Here is a 15,961-nt window from a genome sequence, read left to right on the forward strand (position 1 = left end):
CAGATAGGGGTTGACGAGCTAAGAATTGTGTCTATAATGGCGGTCTTTCCCGGGCGGGAATAGCTCAGTTGGTAGAGCGCAACCTTGCCAAGGTTGAGGTCGCGAGTTCGAGACTCGTTTCCCGCTCCAAAGAATTCGCAGGCTGGGCAGTGCCCAGCCAAGTGGCCCCGGGGCATTGGGGCAGCTGGCCGAAACGGTTGTGGCGCGATGGCAGAGTGGTTATGCAGCGGCCTGCAAAGCCGTGTACCCCGGTTCGATTCCGAGTCGCGCCTCCAGTAGTAAAAAAGTTGTAAAGAAGTATTGCGATGCGGTGCAAAAGAAGCTAGAATTTGCGCCCTGTCGTCAAAGCGGGAATAGCTCAGTTGGTAGAGCGCAACCTTGCCAAGGTTGAGGTCGCGAGTTCGAGACTCGTTTCCCGCTCCAGATGCACTGCTTCGGAGTTCCACTGAATTCCGCAAGTGGTTGAAAAAAGGGACTTCGGTCCCTTTTTTCATTCCAGCGGCGTCCGCTGGAAGCCACCCCCAGCCACGGATTTTTAGTACATTTTCCAGTACATCAATCGGGGCGAGCGGCGGTTCGGTTTCCTCCGGGTGTGGTCCCGCTGCTGGCGGTACATCTCTCCTCAATCCAACGAGACGGGGAGATGTACGATGCCTCTCACAGACACAGCAATCCGTCTGGCCAAACCCACCGGCAGGGACTACACGCTCAAGGACGGGGACGGCCTGGCGCTCTTCGTCGGCGCCAGCGGGGCGAAGAACTGGCACTTCCGCTTTTCCTGGGCCGGCAAGCAACCCCGCATCTCGCTGGGCACCTACCCCGAGATCAGCCTCAAGGAAGCCCGCGAACTCAGGGATCAAGCCCGCGCGCTCGTCGCCAAGGGCGTCGACCCCCGCATCCACCGTCGGCAGGAACGCAAGGCGGCGCTCCTCGCCGCCTCCAACACCTTCGAGGCGGTATTTCGATCCTGGCGCGACTTCAAGGCGCTGAGCCTCAAGGCCGGGCGCCAAAGCACCCTGTCGCAGGTCGACCGCATCTTCAAGAAGGACCTGCTGCCGACGCTGGGCCCGCAATCCATCTTTGAGATCACGCGCGCCGATTTGCTGGAGGTCCTGCGCAAGATCGAGCGTCGCGGCGCACACACGACCGCCGAGAAGTGCCGGACCTGGTTCAACCAGCTCTTCCGCTACGCGATGGTCGAGGTCGAGCTGCAGAGCAACCCGGCGGCGGATCTCGACATCGTGGCGATGCCGAAGCTGCGCGTGAAGCACAACCCCTTTCTGCGCATGGAACAGCTCCCGGCGTTCCTGGTGAAGCTGCGCCACTATGGCGGCGATCTCAACACGCAACTGGGATTGCGCCTGCTGTTGCTCACCGGCGTGCGTACCGGCGAACTGCGCTCCGCGGTGCCGGAGCAGTTCGATCTCGAGCGCAGCCTTTGGATCGTTCCCCCGGAGAACGTGAAGCAACTGCAGGAGCAGATGCGCAAGAAGAACAAGGACTGCACGGAGATTCCGCCCTACCTGGTGCCACTGCCTCGGCAGGCTGTTGCGATCGTACGGGAACTGCTCCGCGCCAAGTCCCCAGCCCAGCGCTACCTGCTGCCACACCGCAGCAAGCCTAGGGAGCGCATCAGCGAGAACACCCTCAACGCCGCGCTCAAGCGCATGGGCTACAAGGACCAGCTCACGGGCCACGGTATCCGGGCGACGGTCTCGACCGCACTCAACGAGTTGGGCTACCACAAGGACTGGGTGGAGGCGCAGCTTTCCCATGCCGACACCAATCAGATTCGGGCGAGCTACAACCACGCCGAGTACGTGGAGCAGCGCCGGGCCATGATGCAGGACTGGGCGGACCGCTTGGACCAGTGGGAGATGCAAGGCCTGCAGGCCGATCCGGAGATGGCGCCCTCGATGCCGCGGGACCGTCGGCTGCCGCCCGTTCCCGCCGTCGAGCCCCTTCCGATCCGCGACGGTCATGTGGAGAGCGCACCCGCCGAGGTGGCGGCAGGCGAGGGCGATGAGTTGGAGAGATCCCCGGTGCTCACGCTCGTCGCGCGCAAGGATCAGCGTCCTCAGCCGGTCTTGACCGACATCCAGCGCGAACGGGCCCTGGTGCTGGCGACCTTCGAGTCGCCCCACAACCTCCCGCTGCCGGCGTTCGCCAAGCTGGTGGGCAAGTCGCGCCATCAGATCAACCGAGACATCCAGGCCCGTCGCCTGCTGTCGCTCAGCATGGGCAACCGGGGGCAGCGCATTCCGGACTGGCAGCTGGATCCGGTGCGCCAGGACTTCACTCGTGCCGTCCTGGCGCGCGTCGGCGACCTCGACAGCTGGATGTTATATCGCGCCCTGTGCGAGCCGGTGGATGCGCTGGGCGGACTGTCCCCGCTGGAGGCGGTGGTCGCCGGCGCCGCCCGCGACGCCATGCATGCGGTGCTTGGCGTCCTGGGTCTGCTCGGCGAGCCAGAACGCGCGGTGACGGCACTGAGGCAGGTGGTCTAGTGCGAATCCGGTGATGACGCCCCGTCCAGATCGCCCATGCGCATCGAACCGACGCGCATGGCGCGCCGGGCGAACCGGGACACGCTGTCGCTGGCTTCGGCTTTCGGCCGCAGCAGGTAGGTGATCAACTGCGGCGATAGCCCGGCCAGCGGTCGCATCACCACGCCGAGCGGGCGATAGGCCACGATCTGTGTGGCCGGCGCCAAGCCGGTGCCGTAGCCTGCAGCCACGAGGGTCATCATCAAGGCGGAGGACGCGACGCGCTCGGCCACGATTGGGGCGTCGGTCACGTCGTGAAGGATGCGATCGACTTGCCGATGGATGCCCGTGCAGGCTGTCGGATCCCATAACACCATCGGGTAGCGCAGCGCCTCGGGCAACGGGATGTGCGTGTAGGCGAGGAGGGGAGAGCGCGCCGGCACTGCGAGCGCAAGCGGCTCCCGCCAGATGGGCTCGGCAGTCAATCCGCTGCGCTCCTCTCCTGACGTTGCCAACCCGACATCGTACAAGCCAGTCAGCAAGCCCTCGATTTGGCGACCAAGGATGGCTTCGGAGAGCGAAAGCTCAACGTCCGGCTCCTCGCTGCGTTGATGGGCCAGAAGATGAGCCAGTGGTGGCTGAACACCGGCATCGCTGATGGCAAGCCGGAGCCTGGAGGCGCCGGGAGCATGCGTCGACATTGGCATCGTCCAAGTGGATGATCTCCCGGAGATTAGCATTAGTGAGTTAAATTTAACGTGGTTTAAGATGTACTGATCTTCGACGCTTCTGCCGATGCAGAAGCGTCCGATACAACGCGGCCGTCCGGCCGGCTCCACCTCTTTCGAAGCTGAGCCCGCGCTCGCCTTTGGCGCCGCCGTGCGGGAGGCCCGGACCGCTCAAGGTATGGCCCAGGAGACGCTCGCACATCGTGCCGGGATCGAACGATCCCACATGGGCAAGATCGAGCGTGGGGAACACATGCCGACTCTGGCCTTGATCTTCCGAATCGCGCGAGCGTTGGGGTGCAGTGCGACGACGCTGATGGCGGAGACCGAGCAGAAGCTCGGAGAGCTCAAAGACGGGCAAGGATGATGGCGCAGTGGCGGGTTGGTTCAAAGCCGGAAATCCGCACTTCCTGACGGAGCGCAGGCTCAGCCTTGACGCGCACGCTGGGGCAGGGCGAGATTCACTGAGCAGCGAATATTCACTCTGAGTCGAACATTCGGTATAGTGCCGTTATTCGCTGTACAGGGAATAACGGCTGCCATGTTCCAGTCCCGCGCTATTGAACGCGTCCTCATCGAGCAGTTCCTGGAGTCGCTCCGGGGGCTGCCGGGGGTGCGCGCCGAGCCAGATGCGCTGGATTCTGCCGCCGAGATCGCTGATCGGGGATTCGATGCCAAGGTCGACCTGAGTGTCGCGGGCAAGTCGCTCGTCCTGCTACTAGAGATCAAGAAAGCCGTCTATCCCCGGGATGTACGCCAACTGCTTTGGCAGCTCAAGGCCCTGAATCTGGGACAGTACGTCGCCGATGCGCAGTCCCTGCTCCTGGCTGAGTCCATCTCCCCCGGCGCTAAGGAACTGCTTAGGGCCGAGCACGTTGGCTACTACGACAGCGGAGGAAGCCTGTTTCTGTCGGCTCCAGGCGCTTACATCTACATCGACAAGCCGCCCCCGAAGCCATTGGAGAAGTCGGTGCGCTCGCTGTTCTCCGGGCGACGCGCGCAGGTGTTGCACGCACTTCTGGTTCATCACGAGGACTGGTTCGGTGTCACCGAGGTAGCCGAACAGGCCCACGTCGCGCCATCGACCGCTTCGGATGTGCTGACCGAGTTGGACAAGTTCGACTGGCTTGTGTCGCGCGGGCAGGGGCCCGGCAAGGAACGCCATCTGCGCGAACCTGGTGCGCTGCTCGACGCCTGGGGCAAACAAGTCGCTTCCTCTCGCTCGCCGGCACTGCGTCGCTACTACGTGCCCGGTTTGAAGGCTGACGCTCTGATCGAACGGCTCGGGCAAGTCTTTGACGCGCACCGGGTCGACTATGCGGTGAGCTACGAAGCCGCAGCCCAGCGCTATGCACCGTTCCTGTCCGGCATCTCGCAGGTTCGCACATGGATGCTGCCCGGCTCCGCTGCTGACGCGGCGATAGCCGAACTGGATGCACGCGTCGTGAGCGAAGGCGCCAACCTCGCGGTCATCGAAACGAAGTCGGCTGGGGAGTTGCTGTTCCGCCAGCAGGTCGGCGGCGTCTGGCTGGCAAGCCCCATCCAGATCTATCTCGATCTGTTGCGCGGAGAAGGTCGCGCCAAAGAGATGGCCGAACATCTCCGCAGGGAAAAGATCGGTTTCTGATGGCCAAGCCCAAGACACTCGATTGCTACAGCGACCAGTACACGCAGGACTGCGAACGTGTCCTCGTGACGCTGCTGCGTGGGCTTGGACCTTGGAAAGAGTCGGTCTATCTCGTCGGCGGTCTCACACCCCGGTATTTGGTGAGGGCGCGGCCACCCGTCGTACCGGCGCACGCCGGAACGCTGGATGTCGATATCGTGATCGACCTGCAGATCCTCGCCGACACTGAGGCGTATCACACGCTCGAAGACAACCTGAGGAAGATGGGCTTCGAGCGTGCCGAGAACGACAAGCGGCAGAAGCTCTCCTGGCGCTGGCAAACCCGCACCGAACACGGTGCCCTCATGGTGCTGGAACTCCTGGCGGATGCGCCGGAGATCGCTGGCGGCAAGGTGCAGCCGCTCCCAACCGATGGCACGATCTCGGCCCTCAACATTCCGCATTCGTCCATTGTCTTCGACCTGCATCAGATCAGCGAGATCGAGGCGGAACTGCTTGGGGGCGATGGCATTGCCGTCGAGAGGATCAAGCATGCCAACCTGGTCAGCTTCACTTGCCTGAAGGCATTTGCCTTCGACCAGCGCTTCGAGCGAAAGGACGCGCACGACCTGATTTACTGCATCGAGCATGCACCCGATGGAGGCGAGGCGGTCGCTGAGGCGTTCAGAAAGGAGCGTGAAGGGAAGCACGGCGAGGTGGTCAAGAGCGCACTTGCCATTCTGCGGTCCCGGTTTGCGCAGGTTGGCGGGACCGAGGGCTATCGCAAGGATGGGCCCGTCGCGGTGGCCAAGTTCGAGTTGGGCGAGAGCGACGAGCCGGGGCAGCGCGAGGCGCGAGCCTTGAGGCAGCGGCAAGCGAGCGATGTCATCGATCGGCTCCTCATCCGGATCGGCTAATGGGAGAGGGTGGCATGAATTTTCCGGCAGACATCAGAGGGTGCGCGCCGCGGGGTAGTGCAAGAAAGGGGCCGATGACAGAGCACGGATCTTTGACCCATGCCGCCGAAGGCGCGGCGCTCGGCTTCTACTTTCAGTCGCTCCATGCGCTGCGTGGCATCCTGGAGCAGCCCCATGACGACGCCGCCGTGTGCCTCGAGCGGCTCGACGACGTGGAATTCGTCTCGAACGGCGAGCCGCTTTTGGTGCAGCTCAAGCACTCGATGAGCGAGAAACCGGCTGCTGTGACGCTGGCCTCGCGTGCGCTCTGGCGCACGTTCAAGGCATGGATCGACGTGCTGCCGAAGGTGGTTCTGGAGGCAACGCGATTCCAGCTTGTTACGGTGGCATCTCTTGATGCCGAAGGCGTCCTGGGGAGTTTGCTCACGGAGTCCGCCGATCGCGAATCCCTGCATGTCAAACTGCTGCAGGAGGCGCGAAGGGTTGTGGACGCGCACGAGGCGGCTAAGCACGCTGGAACCCCACCCCATGCGGATAGAGTAGGAGGCTGCATGGCATTCCTCCAACTTGACGAAGACACGAGGCGCTCCCTGCTGTCCAAAATCACCGTGCGGCCGGGCAGCAGCAATATCACGGCCATCAGTGGTGAAATTGCGGACTGCCTGGTGAATTTCCCGCCGCAACAGCGCCCTGTCCTCTGCACGCGCCTCATTGAGTGGTGGGACCTGCAGGTCATCTTCACCCTGTGCGGCAAACGGGAGCGTTTCATTACCAAGCTCGAGGTCCAACTGAAGATTGCCGAACTCGCCGGAGAAATTGAGCGCGACGAGCTACTGCCGGATTTCGAGACGGCTCTGTTGCCCACGGACCATGTTCCGGATTCCATGCTCACGCGCCAGATCGAGCTGGTAGGTGGAACTCCCAGTGATGTGCGGCTAGCCGTTCGTGAAGAATGGCGGGCGCGCTCGCAGCGGCACAAGTGGATATCGGAGCGCCTTGACATGGCATCGCGCATCGTCAAGTACGACAGCTTGCTTCAGGAGAGGTGGCAGGATAAGCACGAGCGAATGTGCGAGGAGTGCGGCGAAGAGGAGGAAACTCACAAACGCCAGTGCGGGCACCAACTTCTGCGCTGGTCTTATGACCTCGCGCACACCGAGGTGCGACCCTTCGCCCCCAACTGGAGTGCGACCTACTATGTGCGCGGCAGCTATCAGGTGTTGGCCATCGACTTGCTGGTCGGCTGGCATCCGGACTTCAGGAGGCTTCTGGGGTCCAACTCATGAACCGCGCGCACGACATCTATGCAGAGACAAACCCAGCGTACTGCGCTGCCGTGCTCGCTCAGTTCTGCGCGTCGCATAACGAGCACCGGGGGCGAGCCCCAGCGCTTGCTGTGGCCTATCTGGTGCTCCCCATCGTGCTGTCCGAGGATCTCGCCGAAACCTTCGACAAGTGTGTCAAGAGCACGGGTCTTCTCGTGTGGCTGGATCGTAGTCCGCGCATACGAGTTGGCTTGTCCGGGCGCGTGAACGCCACTTTGCCGGTGTCCACGGAGGCCATTCGCTTTGGGTGTATCGCCGGACTGCTGCGCTTGGAAGGCGAGGGGGCTATCGCCTCGTCGCACAGAAAACTGCCTGCGGCGGTTTCATCCGGTGTCGCTGGTCCGGCGCTGAAGCGAGCGCGGCTACTGGGTTCCTGGTTTGCCGAAGCCGGGTCTGCGCGCGCCGTGATGGAGGCTATGGGAGTATCAGTATGACGCGATGGAATATTGCACGTATCTTCTACCTCGGGATCGAAGGAGCGTTCCGAGAGATCGAGTTGGACGCCGGCAAGGTCAATGTGATCGCGGGTGCGTCGGGCACAGGCAAGTCCGCCGTGATCAAGACGCTGGATTACTGCCTGGGCTCTTCGAGCTGCGAACTGCCGGTATACGTACGACGACACTGTGTCGCAGTGGGGGTCAAGTGGGTGCGCGGGGCTGACGAGCTGATCTCCTGCCGTCTCGTGCCGCCAGTTGGGCAGCGCAGCAGCGATCACATGTACGTGACGACGGGGCGCGGCTTGTCAGTCCCTCGCTTGGTGGAACAGTTCGAGGGTCGGACCAATGTGGAGGCGGCCAAGACCCGGCTGGAGGAGGCATTCGGGATCGGTGACGTTGGTCAGCCAGATTCAACGGTGCCGGGACGGGAATCGCGTGATCGCGCGACGGTACGCCACGTTACGCCGTATGTGTTTGTGACGAAGGAGGTCATCGACAGCGAGACGGTACTGCTTCATGGGCTGGATGACAGGCGCAAGGCCGGCCACATCATCGCGACTCTACCGTATTTCCTTGGCGTGGTGACGGAGTCGACGGCCGCAGATGAGCGCCGGCTGAGGCAGGCGCGCAAGGCGTTAGACATTGAGGTCGCGCGAGAGAACGCGCGCAGGTCCAATGAGAGCTTGGTGAAGCAGCGCATGCGCATCCTGCTGACCGAGGCGAGCCAGATTGGATTGGCCGCTGCCCCATTCGAACAGGCCGACGAGTTCGAGTTGCTGGCGATGCTGCGAAGCGCGATGTCCTCAGATGCGAAGGCGATGCAGTATCCTAGCGAGGGGGAACTGGATGCGTTGCATGAACGCCGCCAGTCGGTGCTGTCAGAGCTGAACCAGACCAAGCGCAGGCACCGGGCGATGATGACTGCGGCTCAGGAATCGCTTAGCTATCAGGATGCGGTTCGCACCTCCGTCAAGGTGCGCCACTACGTCCCCGATGCGGTGGTGTCGAGCTACTCGAACACCGGCGAAAACCCGTGGCTGGAAGTCAGGGCGATGAGCATGCCCAACCCGACCGCCAAGGCTGGCGGTGACGGCACGACCAATCACGACAACGAGAACAACCTCGCCAAGTTCAAGAACGCCGATGTCATCGGCCATCCGGCCGGGATGGTGTTCAGCCAGTTCGCCAGCGCCTCCGGCTACACCTGCGCGGGGGCCGGCACGGCGTTCATGCCCTACCTGCTGAGCACGCTCGACACGCTGGCGTGGCGCTATAACGTCCCCGAATCGCTGTACCCGGAGGCGCTGATCCCCGGCCTGCGCGAGATCGGCACGCGCACGGCCCTGAACCTGTGGGGCAACGTCTATCCACGCGGCGGCTTCATGCACCAGGTGGACGACTACAAGAGCGGCGCCGTGGTGGCGCAGCGCGCGGGCGACATCGTGACCCGTCGCGGCCAGATCCATGTCTACCAACCGCTGCTCGCCAGTGCGCGCGACGGCTACTGGCCTGCCGGCGCGCTGATGGAAACCGATGCCTCGACGGGCAAGTGGCAGGAGCTGACGCCGACCCTCTCGAACACCTGTGCGGTGTTCCCGCACGGAAACACGCGCGTGCAGGCCCGGCAGGGCGACTACGCCTGGGCGCTGTGGCGGCCCTATAGCTGCTGCCGGCGCCGGGGGCAGGTCTTCCTCGGCAGTGTGGATTTCATGTGAGGCGTGTCCGATGAAAGCACTCCTATCCCGCCTCGCCCAGCAGGCCAGGCCCCACATCCTGGCCATCGCGCTCATCTGCGCGGCAACGATCGCGGCGGCTGGCGTCGCTTGGGCGCAGACCCGCAGCGGCGTGCAGCACCAGGGCAGCGTCATCGGCGACGACGTGCTCTACAGCATCGGCGGCGGCCGCGCGGTGTCGATGGGCGGTGCGGCCAACATGCACTCCATCGGCGTCGGCGTGGGCTGGAACAGCAACCTGATCTGCGGCGACATGAGCATCACCACGACGCTGCAGAACCAGCTGAACGGCATCACCAACGGCTTCCAGGCCATCATGTCCTCGGTGATCCAGAACGCCACCGCAGCCGTGGCGTCGCTGCCGGCGCTGATCATCCAGCGTGCCGATCCGGGGCTCTACAACCTGCTGACCAACGGCGTGCTGCAGGCACGGCTCGATTTCGACCGCAGCAAGCTGACCTGCCGCGCCATCGCCAACCGCATGGCCGACATGGCCGGCGGCCAACTCGGCTGGGACCAACTCGCCGAGGGCATGGCGCTGAAGCAGTCGGTTGCCAGCACCGATGCCGTGTCGGCGATCGACGAGGCCGAGGCGAACCGGGGCAACAACGGCGTGCCCTGGGTGGGCGGCGACAACGCCGGCGGCGCCGGCCAGCCCCCGGTGCGCGTGGTCGGCGACGTCACCCGCGCCGGTTACAACCTCATCAACGGCCGCAGCGTCACCGACACCAGCTCGATCGCGCCGTCCAGTTGCAGTGGCAACCTGGCCTGCCAGACCTGGAGCTCGCCCGATGCCGCCGCGGCCTGGGCGGTGCGCGTGCTGGGTGAACAGGAGCAGCGCACCTGCGATGCCTGCACCAAGACCGTGACCACGCCGGGCGTGGGCCTGACCCCGCTGATCCAGGAGGCGTACGAGGACAAGCTGGAGGTCCTGCAGGAACTGGTGGCCGGCAGCCGCCCCACCGGCTTCGACAACCTGCAGGCCGCCGGCAGCGCCTCGCTGCCGGTCACGCGCGGCGTGATCGAGGCGCTGCGCGACGAGCCCGACCAGGACCTCCTGGCGCGACGCCTGGCCTCGGAGGTCGCGCTCGCCAGCGTGCTGGAGAAGGCCCTGCTGCTGCAGCGCACGCTGCTCACCGGCCGCAAGGAGCCCAACGTGGCCGCCAACGAACTGGCCCAGAAGGCCGTCACCAACGAGAGCGACATCCTCGACCGCGAGATCCACAACCTCAAGACGGAGCTGGAACTGCGCCGCGAGTTGGCGAACAACTCTCCGATGGCGATCATCCAGCGCCACGGCACGCGCGCGGCCGGTTCGCGTGGCGTCTACGAGGGTGACCCGGTGCGCAACCGGCTCGACGAGCTGCAGCGGCCGCCGTCCGGCGGGAGCAACCCGTGAGCGCGGGATGGTGGCGCCTGCGCTGGCTGTTCAACCGGCGCGTGGGCCTGGCACTGCTGTGGACCGTGCCGCTGCTGATCGCGGCCGTTGCCGTCAATATGCTCGGCATCAGGATCGCCGGCGGCATCGAGGGCTGGCAGCGCTGGATGGATGCCCACGCCGGCGTCTTTCTAGTCTGGCGGCTGCTGCTGTACGGCGTGACCGTGTGGGGCTGGCTGTGGATGCGCCGGCGCCTGCGCGTGCGGGAGCCGGACGCGGTCGCCGGACAGCGATTGCTGCGCGTGGAGATCGCGGCCGTCGTTGCCGTGGTCGCGCTGGAAGCAAGTCTGCTGATGCAGGCCGCGTGATGCGGGGTTCGCGATGACGCTCCTTACGACCGATTACCTCGAGTACTACCTGACGCTGGTCTCGTGGATCGTCCACAACGGCATCTGGGCGGTGCTGGTCGCCAGCGGCGTGTTCGCCATCCCGTTCCTCGCCATCGTGATCCAGGAGTGGCTGAGGGCTCGCGCGGAAGGCGCGGACGAAGGCAACAAGGGCGTCCTGTCCTCTGCCCGCATCGAGAACCGCGTGTTCGTCGCCATCGCGGTCATCATGTTCGCCGGCATTCCGTTCATTGACGTCGATTTCAACACGATCCGTTACGACCGCTCGCGCTCGGCGCAGTGCCAGGTGAATGTACCGGAGCCGACCGACACGGGCTGGTCTCAGTCCTTCAGCACGATCAACGACCAGTCGGCCAAGGTACCGGTGTGGTGGTTCGCGATGCACGCGATCTCGCGCGCCGTCACCGGTGCCTCGGTGACGGCGATCCCGTGCGGCACGGACCTGCGGCAGATCCGCATGGACATCGACGCCACCCGCATCGACGACCCGGTGCTGGCCCAGGAGGTGAGCGACTTCACCCGCGACTGCTACGGGCCGGCGCGCGCCAGGCTGTTCATGACCCGGCCGAACCTGAACGAAGAGCAGATGCACGACGTGACCTGGATCGGCTCGAACTACTTCGTCGGCACCCCGGGCTTCTACGACAGCTACCGCTCCAGGACGCCACGCGACGCCTGGCCCTACGACAGCGCCCGTGATGCCGGGCTGGCCGAGGTGCCCAGCGGAGGCGGCTATCCGACTTGCGAGCAGTGGTGGTCCGATGGCGGCCACGGCCTGCGGGCGCGGCTGCTCGCCCAGGTCGATCCCGGCTTGCTGACGCGGCTGGCGGGCTGGGCGGGTTTCCTGAGCCAGGCCGAGGTGGGCGACTCGGTGATCCGCGCGATCGCATCGCCGCGCCAGCAAAAGCTCAACCGTGGCGCGATCTATTCGGACTACGGCGGGCAGGTCGACATGACCGTGTCCAACGTCGTCACCCGCGCCGCCGGCGACGTCGGCTTGACCATCGGGTCCCTGGGCTACTTCCCGGCGATGGACGTGGTGCGCCAGGCCCTGCCCATGGTGCTGGCCCTGCTCAAGATGGCGTTGGTGATCTGCATCCCGATGGTGCTGCTGATCGGCACCTACGACCTCAAGACCGTGGTCACCGTGAGCGTGGTGCAGTTTGCGCTGTTCTTCGTGGACTTCTGGTTCCAACTCGCGCGCTGGATCGACTCGACGATCCTCGATGCGCTCTATGGCTCGGGCTTCGGCTGGAACCGGCCGCACGCCAACTTCGATCCGCTGATCGGGCTCGACAACGCCTTCGGGGACATGCTGCTCAACTTCGTGATGGCGGCGATGTTTATCGTGCTGCCAGCGTTCTGGATTGGAGCCCTTACATGGGCTGGAATCCGCGCAGGAACCATCGCAAACAGCTTCTCGGAAGCCACCAAAGGAGCAAGCAACGCCGGCGGAAAAGGCGCTGGAGCAGTCTCGAGCAAACTGAAGTAGGGAGGCCCTGGGCCTTAATCCTCCTCGTACATCTCGTGCGATGTGTCGTTGTAGAGGTTCGGGTCATACCCAGGTTTCTTCCTGAGTGTCTCCAGCGTCGTGAACGAATGCTCGTCCTCGCGATCTGTGGAGGTTTGCCCAGCCGTCCAAGCGGCAGCTACGACAAACACCAGCAGCAGCGCGATCCAGAACGCGGCGTACAGCAGTGCTCCAAGCACGGCCAGCTTGACGATCCACAGCAGCGCCGTGGCGCTACCTGCTGGCATGCCTCGCGCAATCAGCCAACCGGACACACCTCGTTCTTGACGCATGAACCCACGCCACAACCCGCCCAGCCAGCGGCCGAGGCGCTCTGCATTACCTGGACGGGTTTTCGTGGTCATGGGCCTCACCTGCTACATGCGTGATCCAGTTATTCCGTTTTGCTCCAATCCTGCTGGCTGGCTGCCATCAACGCGTTCCAATCGTCGGGCGGATTGCCCCGCCCCAGCATCTTCTCGAAGACCGCATACGGATCGGACTTGCTGCCCGCCGACCGCAGGGTCTGCTCGTCGTTGACCCAGGCGTAGACGATCACCTTCGCCTTGGAGTCATAGCGGAAGAACAGGCGGAACCGCCGTCCGATCTTCGCACGTCGCCAATGCCGGTACGCAGGTCCCAGGGTGTTGCCCTGACGGAACTCGTCGCGTGCCGGATCGCTCGGCACACCGTCCATGATCAACTGGCTCAGCGCGCGGAACAACTTGACGTTGGCGTTGCCTGCGAACCCCCGTGGGTCATTCCGCTCCGCCCGCTGCGCCGCCGCGTGCAGTTTGCGCAACTGCTCGACCACACCCTCGTGGAACAGCAGCGTCCAGCCGTGACACTCCATCAGAGCGCCACTTCCCCATCGATCTCTTCATCGAGGTTCACGGCGTGGCCGGCATTCGCCAACATCGCGCGGACGAGATCGTCCGGCAAGGACTGCAGGTGCCTTCCGGCGCGGATGTCGGCTTCCAGCAGCCCCAGGAATGCACCGATCGCCGGATCTTCGTGTTCGAACTCGGCGCGCGTGACGACGACTTCGCCGCCGCGCAGCTCGAATGCCACCTTGCCGCCGGTATCGACGCCCAGCGCCTGCCGGATCGACTTGGGTAGGGTGATCTGTCCCTTTGACGTAAGTGTGGCGAGTTCGTGGATGCTGGACATGGCCAAACTCCTGCTCTCAGTAGCGACACCTTCAATGTAAGGATAATTCCTTACTACGTCAACCGGCGCACGTCCGGACATATCCTGTTTCAGCGCGTCGAGCATGATGTCGGGCCTGCAGTGAGAAAGATCTCATCGTAGGCGCGGCACAGCCAGCCTTCCGCCCTCAATCCGGAAAGGGCCAACACCGCATTGGCTGTAGTTGGACGAGCGTGGCTGTCATATACCCAAACGGTTCCGGTAGGGGTGGAAAGGCTGGGAAGGGGCAATGGAAGGGGAGCAAGGGGAAAGGCCCTACCCGAAAAGGCCAAAAGGCCAAAAGACCCTCCTTCCCGCCACGACCACAGGGATCGCCACCATGCTCACGCTGTTCCAGCGCAAAAAGACGCCACCATCGACTGGTACCTCGTCGTCCGGCCCTGCCGATGCGTCCAAAGGGCTGACGCGGCCGCAGTCGGCGGCGGCACTGCTGGCCACGCCGCGGCGCCAGAAACTGCTGGAGCACATCTGGCAGCGCACCTCGCTCTCCCGGCGACAGTTCGCCACGCTCTACCTCGCACCGCTGGAACGCTACGCCGAACTGGTCCAGCAGTTTCCCGCCTCGGAAGCGCATCACCACGCCTATCCGGGCGGCATGCTGGACCACGGTATGGAGATCGTCGCCTACGCGCTCAAGCTGCGGCAGTCGCACCTGCTGCCTGCCGGCACCACGCCGGAGGCCCAGGCCGCCCAGGCGGAAGCCTGGACCGCCGGCACCGCCTACGCCGCTCTTCTACACGACATCGGCAAGATTACCGTGGATCTGCATGTGGAGTACGCAGACGGCACGATCTGGCACCCCTGGCACGGCCCGTTGCAGCGGCCGTACCGCTTCCGCTACCGCCAGGAGCGCGAATATCGGCTGCATGGCGCCGCGACCGGGCTTCTCTACGCCCGGGTGCTCGACCCGAACATCTTCGACTGGCTCAGCCTCTATCCCGATCTGTGGTCAGCACTGCTGTTCGTACTGGCCGGACAGTACGAACACGCCGGCACACTCGGCGAACTGGTCGTGCAGGCCGACCAGGCATCGGTCGCCCATGAACTCGGCGGCGACCCTGCGAAGGCGATGGCCGCCCCGAAGCATGCACTGCAGCGCAAGCTCCTCGACGGCCTGCGCTTCCTCCTGCGCGAGGAGTTCAAGCTGAACCAGCCGCAAGCCTCGGATGGCTGGCTGACCCAGGATGCCTTGTGGCTGGTCAGCAAGACCGTCTCCGACAAGCTGCGCGCCCACCTGCTGTCGCAGGGCATCGAAGGCATCCCGTCGAACAACACGGCGGTGTTCAACGTGCTGCAGGATCACGGCATCGTGCAGCCGACTGGGGACGGCAAGGCCATCTGGAAGGCCACCGTCACGAGCGACGCTGGGTGGTCGCACAGCTTCACCTTCCTCAAGCTGGCGCCGGCGCTGATCTGGGATGCCGGCGAGCGGCCGGCGCCGTTCGCGGGAACGGTGCGCATCGAACAGGATGAGGCATCGCCCGAGGCCGGCCCACCGCCGGCGACGCCGACCACCGTGACCGCTGATGCCGCCGCAGTCGATGCCGCTCCCGTGACCGTCACTCCTGACATCGTTCCGGCGGATCCGTTTTCCGGCCTGCTGGAAATGCTCGATGAGCCGCCCATGTCGTTCGCGCCCCCCTCACCCAACACCTCGGCCGGTACCGAGCCACTCGCCCCGCCACCCCTAGCAGCAGCGACCGCACCTGCCGACGTGCCGTCGATCGCCTCGGAAGTGATGGTCCCGTCCACGATCGAGCCCTCCGGCGAGCATTTCATCGCCTGGCTGCGGCACGGCATCCACACCCGCAAGCTCATCATCAACGATGCCAAGGCCCTGGTGCACACCGTGGCCGACACCGCCTATCTGGTCAGCCCCGGCGTGTTCCAGCGCTACGCGCAGGAGCACCCCATGGTGGCGAAACAGGCCAAGGAAGCCGAACTCGCCGACTGGCAATGGGTGCAGAAGCGTTTCGAACGCCTGCAAGTACACCGAAAACAGCCCAACGGCCTGAACATCTGGACCTGCGAGGTGACGGGGCCGCGCAAGTCGCGGAGGCTGCATGGCTATCTTCTCTCCGACCCTGAGCGGCTATTCAGCGACGTTCCGCCCAACAATCCCTACTTGCAACTGATGTGACAGCATTCGGCCTACGCCACTCCGACATCAACAGGCCGCGCCGCCCATGACCTGCGCGTCTCGGTCCGGGGACAGGGCGTCCTCG

At 64.5% G+C, this 15,961-nt stretch carries 14 protein-coding genes, 3 tRNA genes and 1 pseudogene; 14 read left to right on the forward strand and 4 right to left on the reverse strand.

Going from position 1 to position 15,961, the window contains the following annotated elements:
- The first annotated feature begins 53 nt into the window (after nucleotides 1–53).
- The 4 genes from PO78_RS03930 to PO78_RS03945 all read left to right on the forward strand — a co-directional run bounded on the left by PO78_RS03930 (nucleotide 54) and on the right by PO78_RS03945 (nucleotide 2,507).
- Nucleotides 54–129, forward strand: a tRNA-Gly gene (locus tag PO78_RS03930).
- A 72-nt stretch (nucleotides 130–201) separates the two neighbouring features.
- A tRNA-Cys gene (locus PO78_RS03935) sits at nucleotides 202–275 on the forward strand.
- Nucleotides 276–347: 72 nt separating this feature from the next.
- A tRNA-Gly gene (locus PO78_RS03940) sits at nucleotides 348–423 on the forward strand.
- A gap of 227 nt (nucleotides 424–650) precedes the next feature.
- The gene (locus PO78_RS03945; protein WP_052484355.1) at nucleotides 651–2,507 is read left to right on the forward strand and encodes a tyrosine-type recombinase/integrase; all 1,857 of its coding nucleotides are present in this window, start codon (nucleotides 651–653) and stop codon (nucleotides 2,505–2,507) included.
- On the opposite strand, the gene PO78_RS03950 is transcribed toward PO78_RS03945, so the two are convergent.
- A complete protein-coding gene (locus PO78_RS03950) occupies nucleotides 2,504–3,187 on the reverse strand; it encodes a LysR family substrate-binding domain-containing protein (RefSeq protein WP_052484356.1) in 684 nt (227 codons plus the stop codon). The two genes, PO78_RS03945 and PO78_RS03950, sit on opposite strands and share 4 nt — an antisense overlap.
- A 94-nt stretch (nucleotides 3,188–3,281) precedes the next feature.
- Between PO78_RS03950 and PO78_RS03955 the strand changes: the two genes are divergently transcribed.
- From PO78_RS03955 to PO78_RS03995, 9 genes and pseudogenes are all read left to right on the forward strand, one after another.
- Nucleotides 3,282–3,581, forward strand: a complete 300-nt coding sequence (locus tag PO78_RS03955) for a helix-turn-helix domain-containing protein (protein WP_043742187.1) — start codon at nucleotides 3,282–3,284, stop codon at nucleotides 3,579–3,581.
- Nucleotides 3,582–3,755: 174 nt separating this feature from the next.
- Entirely contained in the window at nucleotides 3,756–4,841 is a 1,086-nt protein-coding gene (locus PO78_RS03960) for a hypothetical protein (protein WP_043742190.1), read from the forward strand.
- Nucleotides 4,841–5,737: a hypothetical protein gene (locus PO78_RS03965; protein WP_043742193.1), complete on the forward strand. Its 897-nt coding sequence runs from the start codon at nucleotides 4,841–4,843 to the stop codon at nucleotides 5,735–5,737. The genes PO78_RS03960 and PO78_RS03965 overlap by 1 nt, the downstream gene beginning before the upstream one ends.
- Nucleotides 5,738–5,811: 74 nt before the next feature.
- Nucleotides 5,812–7,023 (forward strand): ABC-three component system protein, encoded by a 1,212-nt coding sequence (locus PO78_RS03970; RefSeq protein ID WP_043742196.1) that lies wholly within the window; start codon nucleotides 5,812–5,814, stop codon nucleotides 7,021–7,023.
- Nucleotides 7,020–7,496 carry a three component ABC system middle component gene (locus PO78_RS03975; RefSeq protein WP_043742199.1) on the forward strand — a complete coding sequence of 159 codons (477 nt, stop codon included), beginning with the start codon at nucleotides 7,020–7,022 and terminating at the stop codon, nucleotides 7,494–7,496. The genes PO78_RS03970 and PO78_RS03975 overlap by 4 nt, the downstream gene beginning before the upstream one ends.
- A gap of 956 nt (nucleotides 7,497–8,452) precedes the next feature.
- Nucleotides 8,453–9,214 (forward strand): annotated as a pseudogene (locus PO78_RS03980) (TIGR03756 family integrating conjugative element protein); the annotation flags it as partial.
- Nucleotides 9,215–9,224: 10 nt separating this feature from the next.
- Nucleotides 9,225–10,631, forward strand: a complete 1,407-nt coding sequence (locus PO78_RS03985; protein WP_043742202.1) for an integrating conjugative element protein — start codon at nucleotides 9,225–9,227, stop codon at nucleotides 10,629–10,631.
- Entirely contained in the window at nucleotides 10,628–10,978 is a 351-nt protein-coding gene (locus PO78_RS03990) for a hypothetical protein (RefSeq protein ID WP_043742204.1), read from the forward strand. The genes PO78_RS03985 and PO78_RS03990 overlap by 4 nt, the downstream gene beginning before the upstream one ends.
- Nucleotides 10,979–10,991: 13 nt before the next feature.
- Nucleotides 10,992–12,509: a conjugal transfer protein TraG N-terminal domain-containing protein gene (locus tag PO78_RS03995; RefSeq protein ID WP_043742206.1), complete on the forward strand. Its 1,518-nt coding sequence runs from the start codon at nucleotides 10,992–10,994 to the stop codon at nucleotides 12,507–12,509.
- A gap of 14 nt (nucleotides 12,510–12,523) precedes the next feature.
- Here the strand turns inward: PO78_RS03995 and PO78_RS04000 are convergent, their stop codons facing one another.
- The 3 genes from PO78_RS04000 to PO78_RS04010 are packed head-to-tail and all read right to left on the reverse strand — an operon-like array spanning nucleotide 12,524 to nucleotide 13,697.
- Complete coding sequence (locus PO78_RS04000; RefSeq protein WP_043742208.1) at nucleotides 12,524–12,892, reverse strand: DUF3742 family protein; 369 nt, start codon at nucleotides 12,890–12,892, stop codon at nucleotides 12,524–12,526.
- A 29-nt stretch (nucleotides 12,893–12,921) separates the two neighbouring features.
- Nucleotides 12,922–13,380: a type II toxin-antitoxin system YhaV family toxin gene (locus PO78_RS04005; protein WP_043742210.1), complete on the reverse strand. Its 459-nt coding sequence runs from the start codon at nucleotides 13,378–13,380 to the stop codon at nucleotides 12,922–12,924.
- The gene (locus tag PO78_RS04010) at nucleotides 13,380–13,697 is read right to left on the reverse strand and encodes a type II toxin-antitoxin system PrlF family antitoxin (protein ID WP_043742212.1); all 318 of its coding nucleotides are present in this window, start codon (nucleotides 13,695–13,697) and stop codon (nucleotides 13,380–13,382) included. The genes PO78_RS04005 and PO78_RS04010 overlap by 1 nt, the downstream gene beginning before the upstream one ends.
- Before the next feature lie 358 nt (nucleotides 13,698–14,055).
- Here PO78_RS04010 and mobH point away from each other — a divergent pair, with 358 nt between their 5' ends.
- Nucleotides 14,056–15,876, forward strand: a complete 1,821-nt coding sequence (gene mobH, locus PO78_RS04015) for a MobH family relaxase (RefSeq protein ID WP_043742214.1) — start codon at nucleotides 14,056–14,058, stop codon at nucleotides 15,874–15,876.
- Nucleotides 15,877–15,961: the final 85 nt, after the last annotated feature.

The organism is Thauera sp. SWB20 (assembly GCF_000831325.1).
Classification (GTDB): domain Bacteria; phylum Pseudomonadota; class Gammaproteobacteria; order Burkholderiales; family Rhodocyclaceae; genus Thauera; species Thauera aminoaromatica.

Excerpts from the sequence above, each read along its gene's own strand:
- PO78_RS03955 (WP_043742187.1), top strand. The coding sequence starts at position 3,282 with ATGCAGAAGCGTCCGATACAACGCGGCCGTCCGGCCGGCTCCACCTCT.
- PO78_RS03965 (WP_043742193.1), top strand. The coding sequence starts at position 4,841 with ATGGCCAAGCCCAAGACACTCGATTGCTACAGCGACCAGTACACGCAG.
- PO78_RS04000 (WP_043742208.1), bottom strand. The coding sequence starts at position 12,892 with ATGACCACGAAAACCCGTCCAGGTAATGCAGAGCGCCTCGGCCGCTGG.
- PO78_RS03960 (WP_043742190.1), top strand. The coding sequence starts at position 3,756 with ATGTTCCAGTCCCGCGCTATTGAACGCGTCCTCATCGAGCAGTTCCTG.
- PO78_RS03970 (WP_043742196.1), top strand. The coding sequence starts at position 5,812 with ATGACAGAGCACGGATCTTTGACCCATGCCGCCGAAGGCGCGGCGCTC.
- PO78_RS04010 (WP_043742212.1), bottom strand. The coding sequence starts at position 13,697 with ATGTCCAGCATCCACGAACTCGCCACACTTACGTCAAAGGGACAGATC.
- PO78_RS03985 (WP_043742202.1), top strand. The coding sequence starts at position 9,225 with ATGAAAGCACTCCTATCCCGCCTCGCCCAGCAGGCCAGGCCCCACATC.
- PO78_RS03975 (WP_043742199.1), top strand. The coding sequence starts at position 7,020 with ATGAACCGCGCGCACGACATCTATGCAGAGACAAACCCAGCGTACTGC.
- PO78_RS03950 (WP_052484356.1), bottom strand. The coding sequence starts at position 3,187 with ATGTCGACGCATGCTCCCGGCGCCTCCAGGCTCCGGCTTGCCATCAGC.
- PO78_RS03945 (WP_052484355.1), top strand. The coding sequence starts at position 651 with ATGCCTCTCACAGACACAGCAATCCGTCTGGCCAAACCCACCGGCAGG.
- PO78_RS03995 (WP_043742206.1), top strand. The coding sequence starts at position 10,992 with ATGACGCTCCTTACGACCGATTACCTCGAGTACTACCTGACGCTGGTC.
- PO78_RS04005 (WP_043742210.1), bottom strand. The coding sequence starts at position 13,380 with ATGGAGTGTCACGGCTGGACGCTGCTGTTCCACGAGGGTGTGGTCGAG.
- mobH (WP_043742214.1), top strand. The coding sequence starts at position 14,056 with ATGCTCACGCTGTTCCAGCGCAAAAAGACGCCACCATCGACTGGTACC.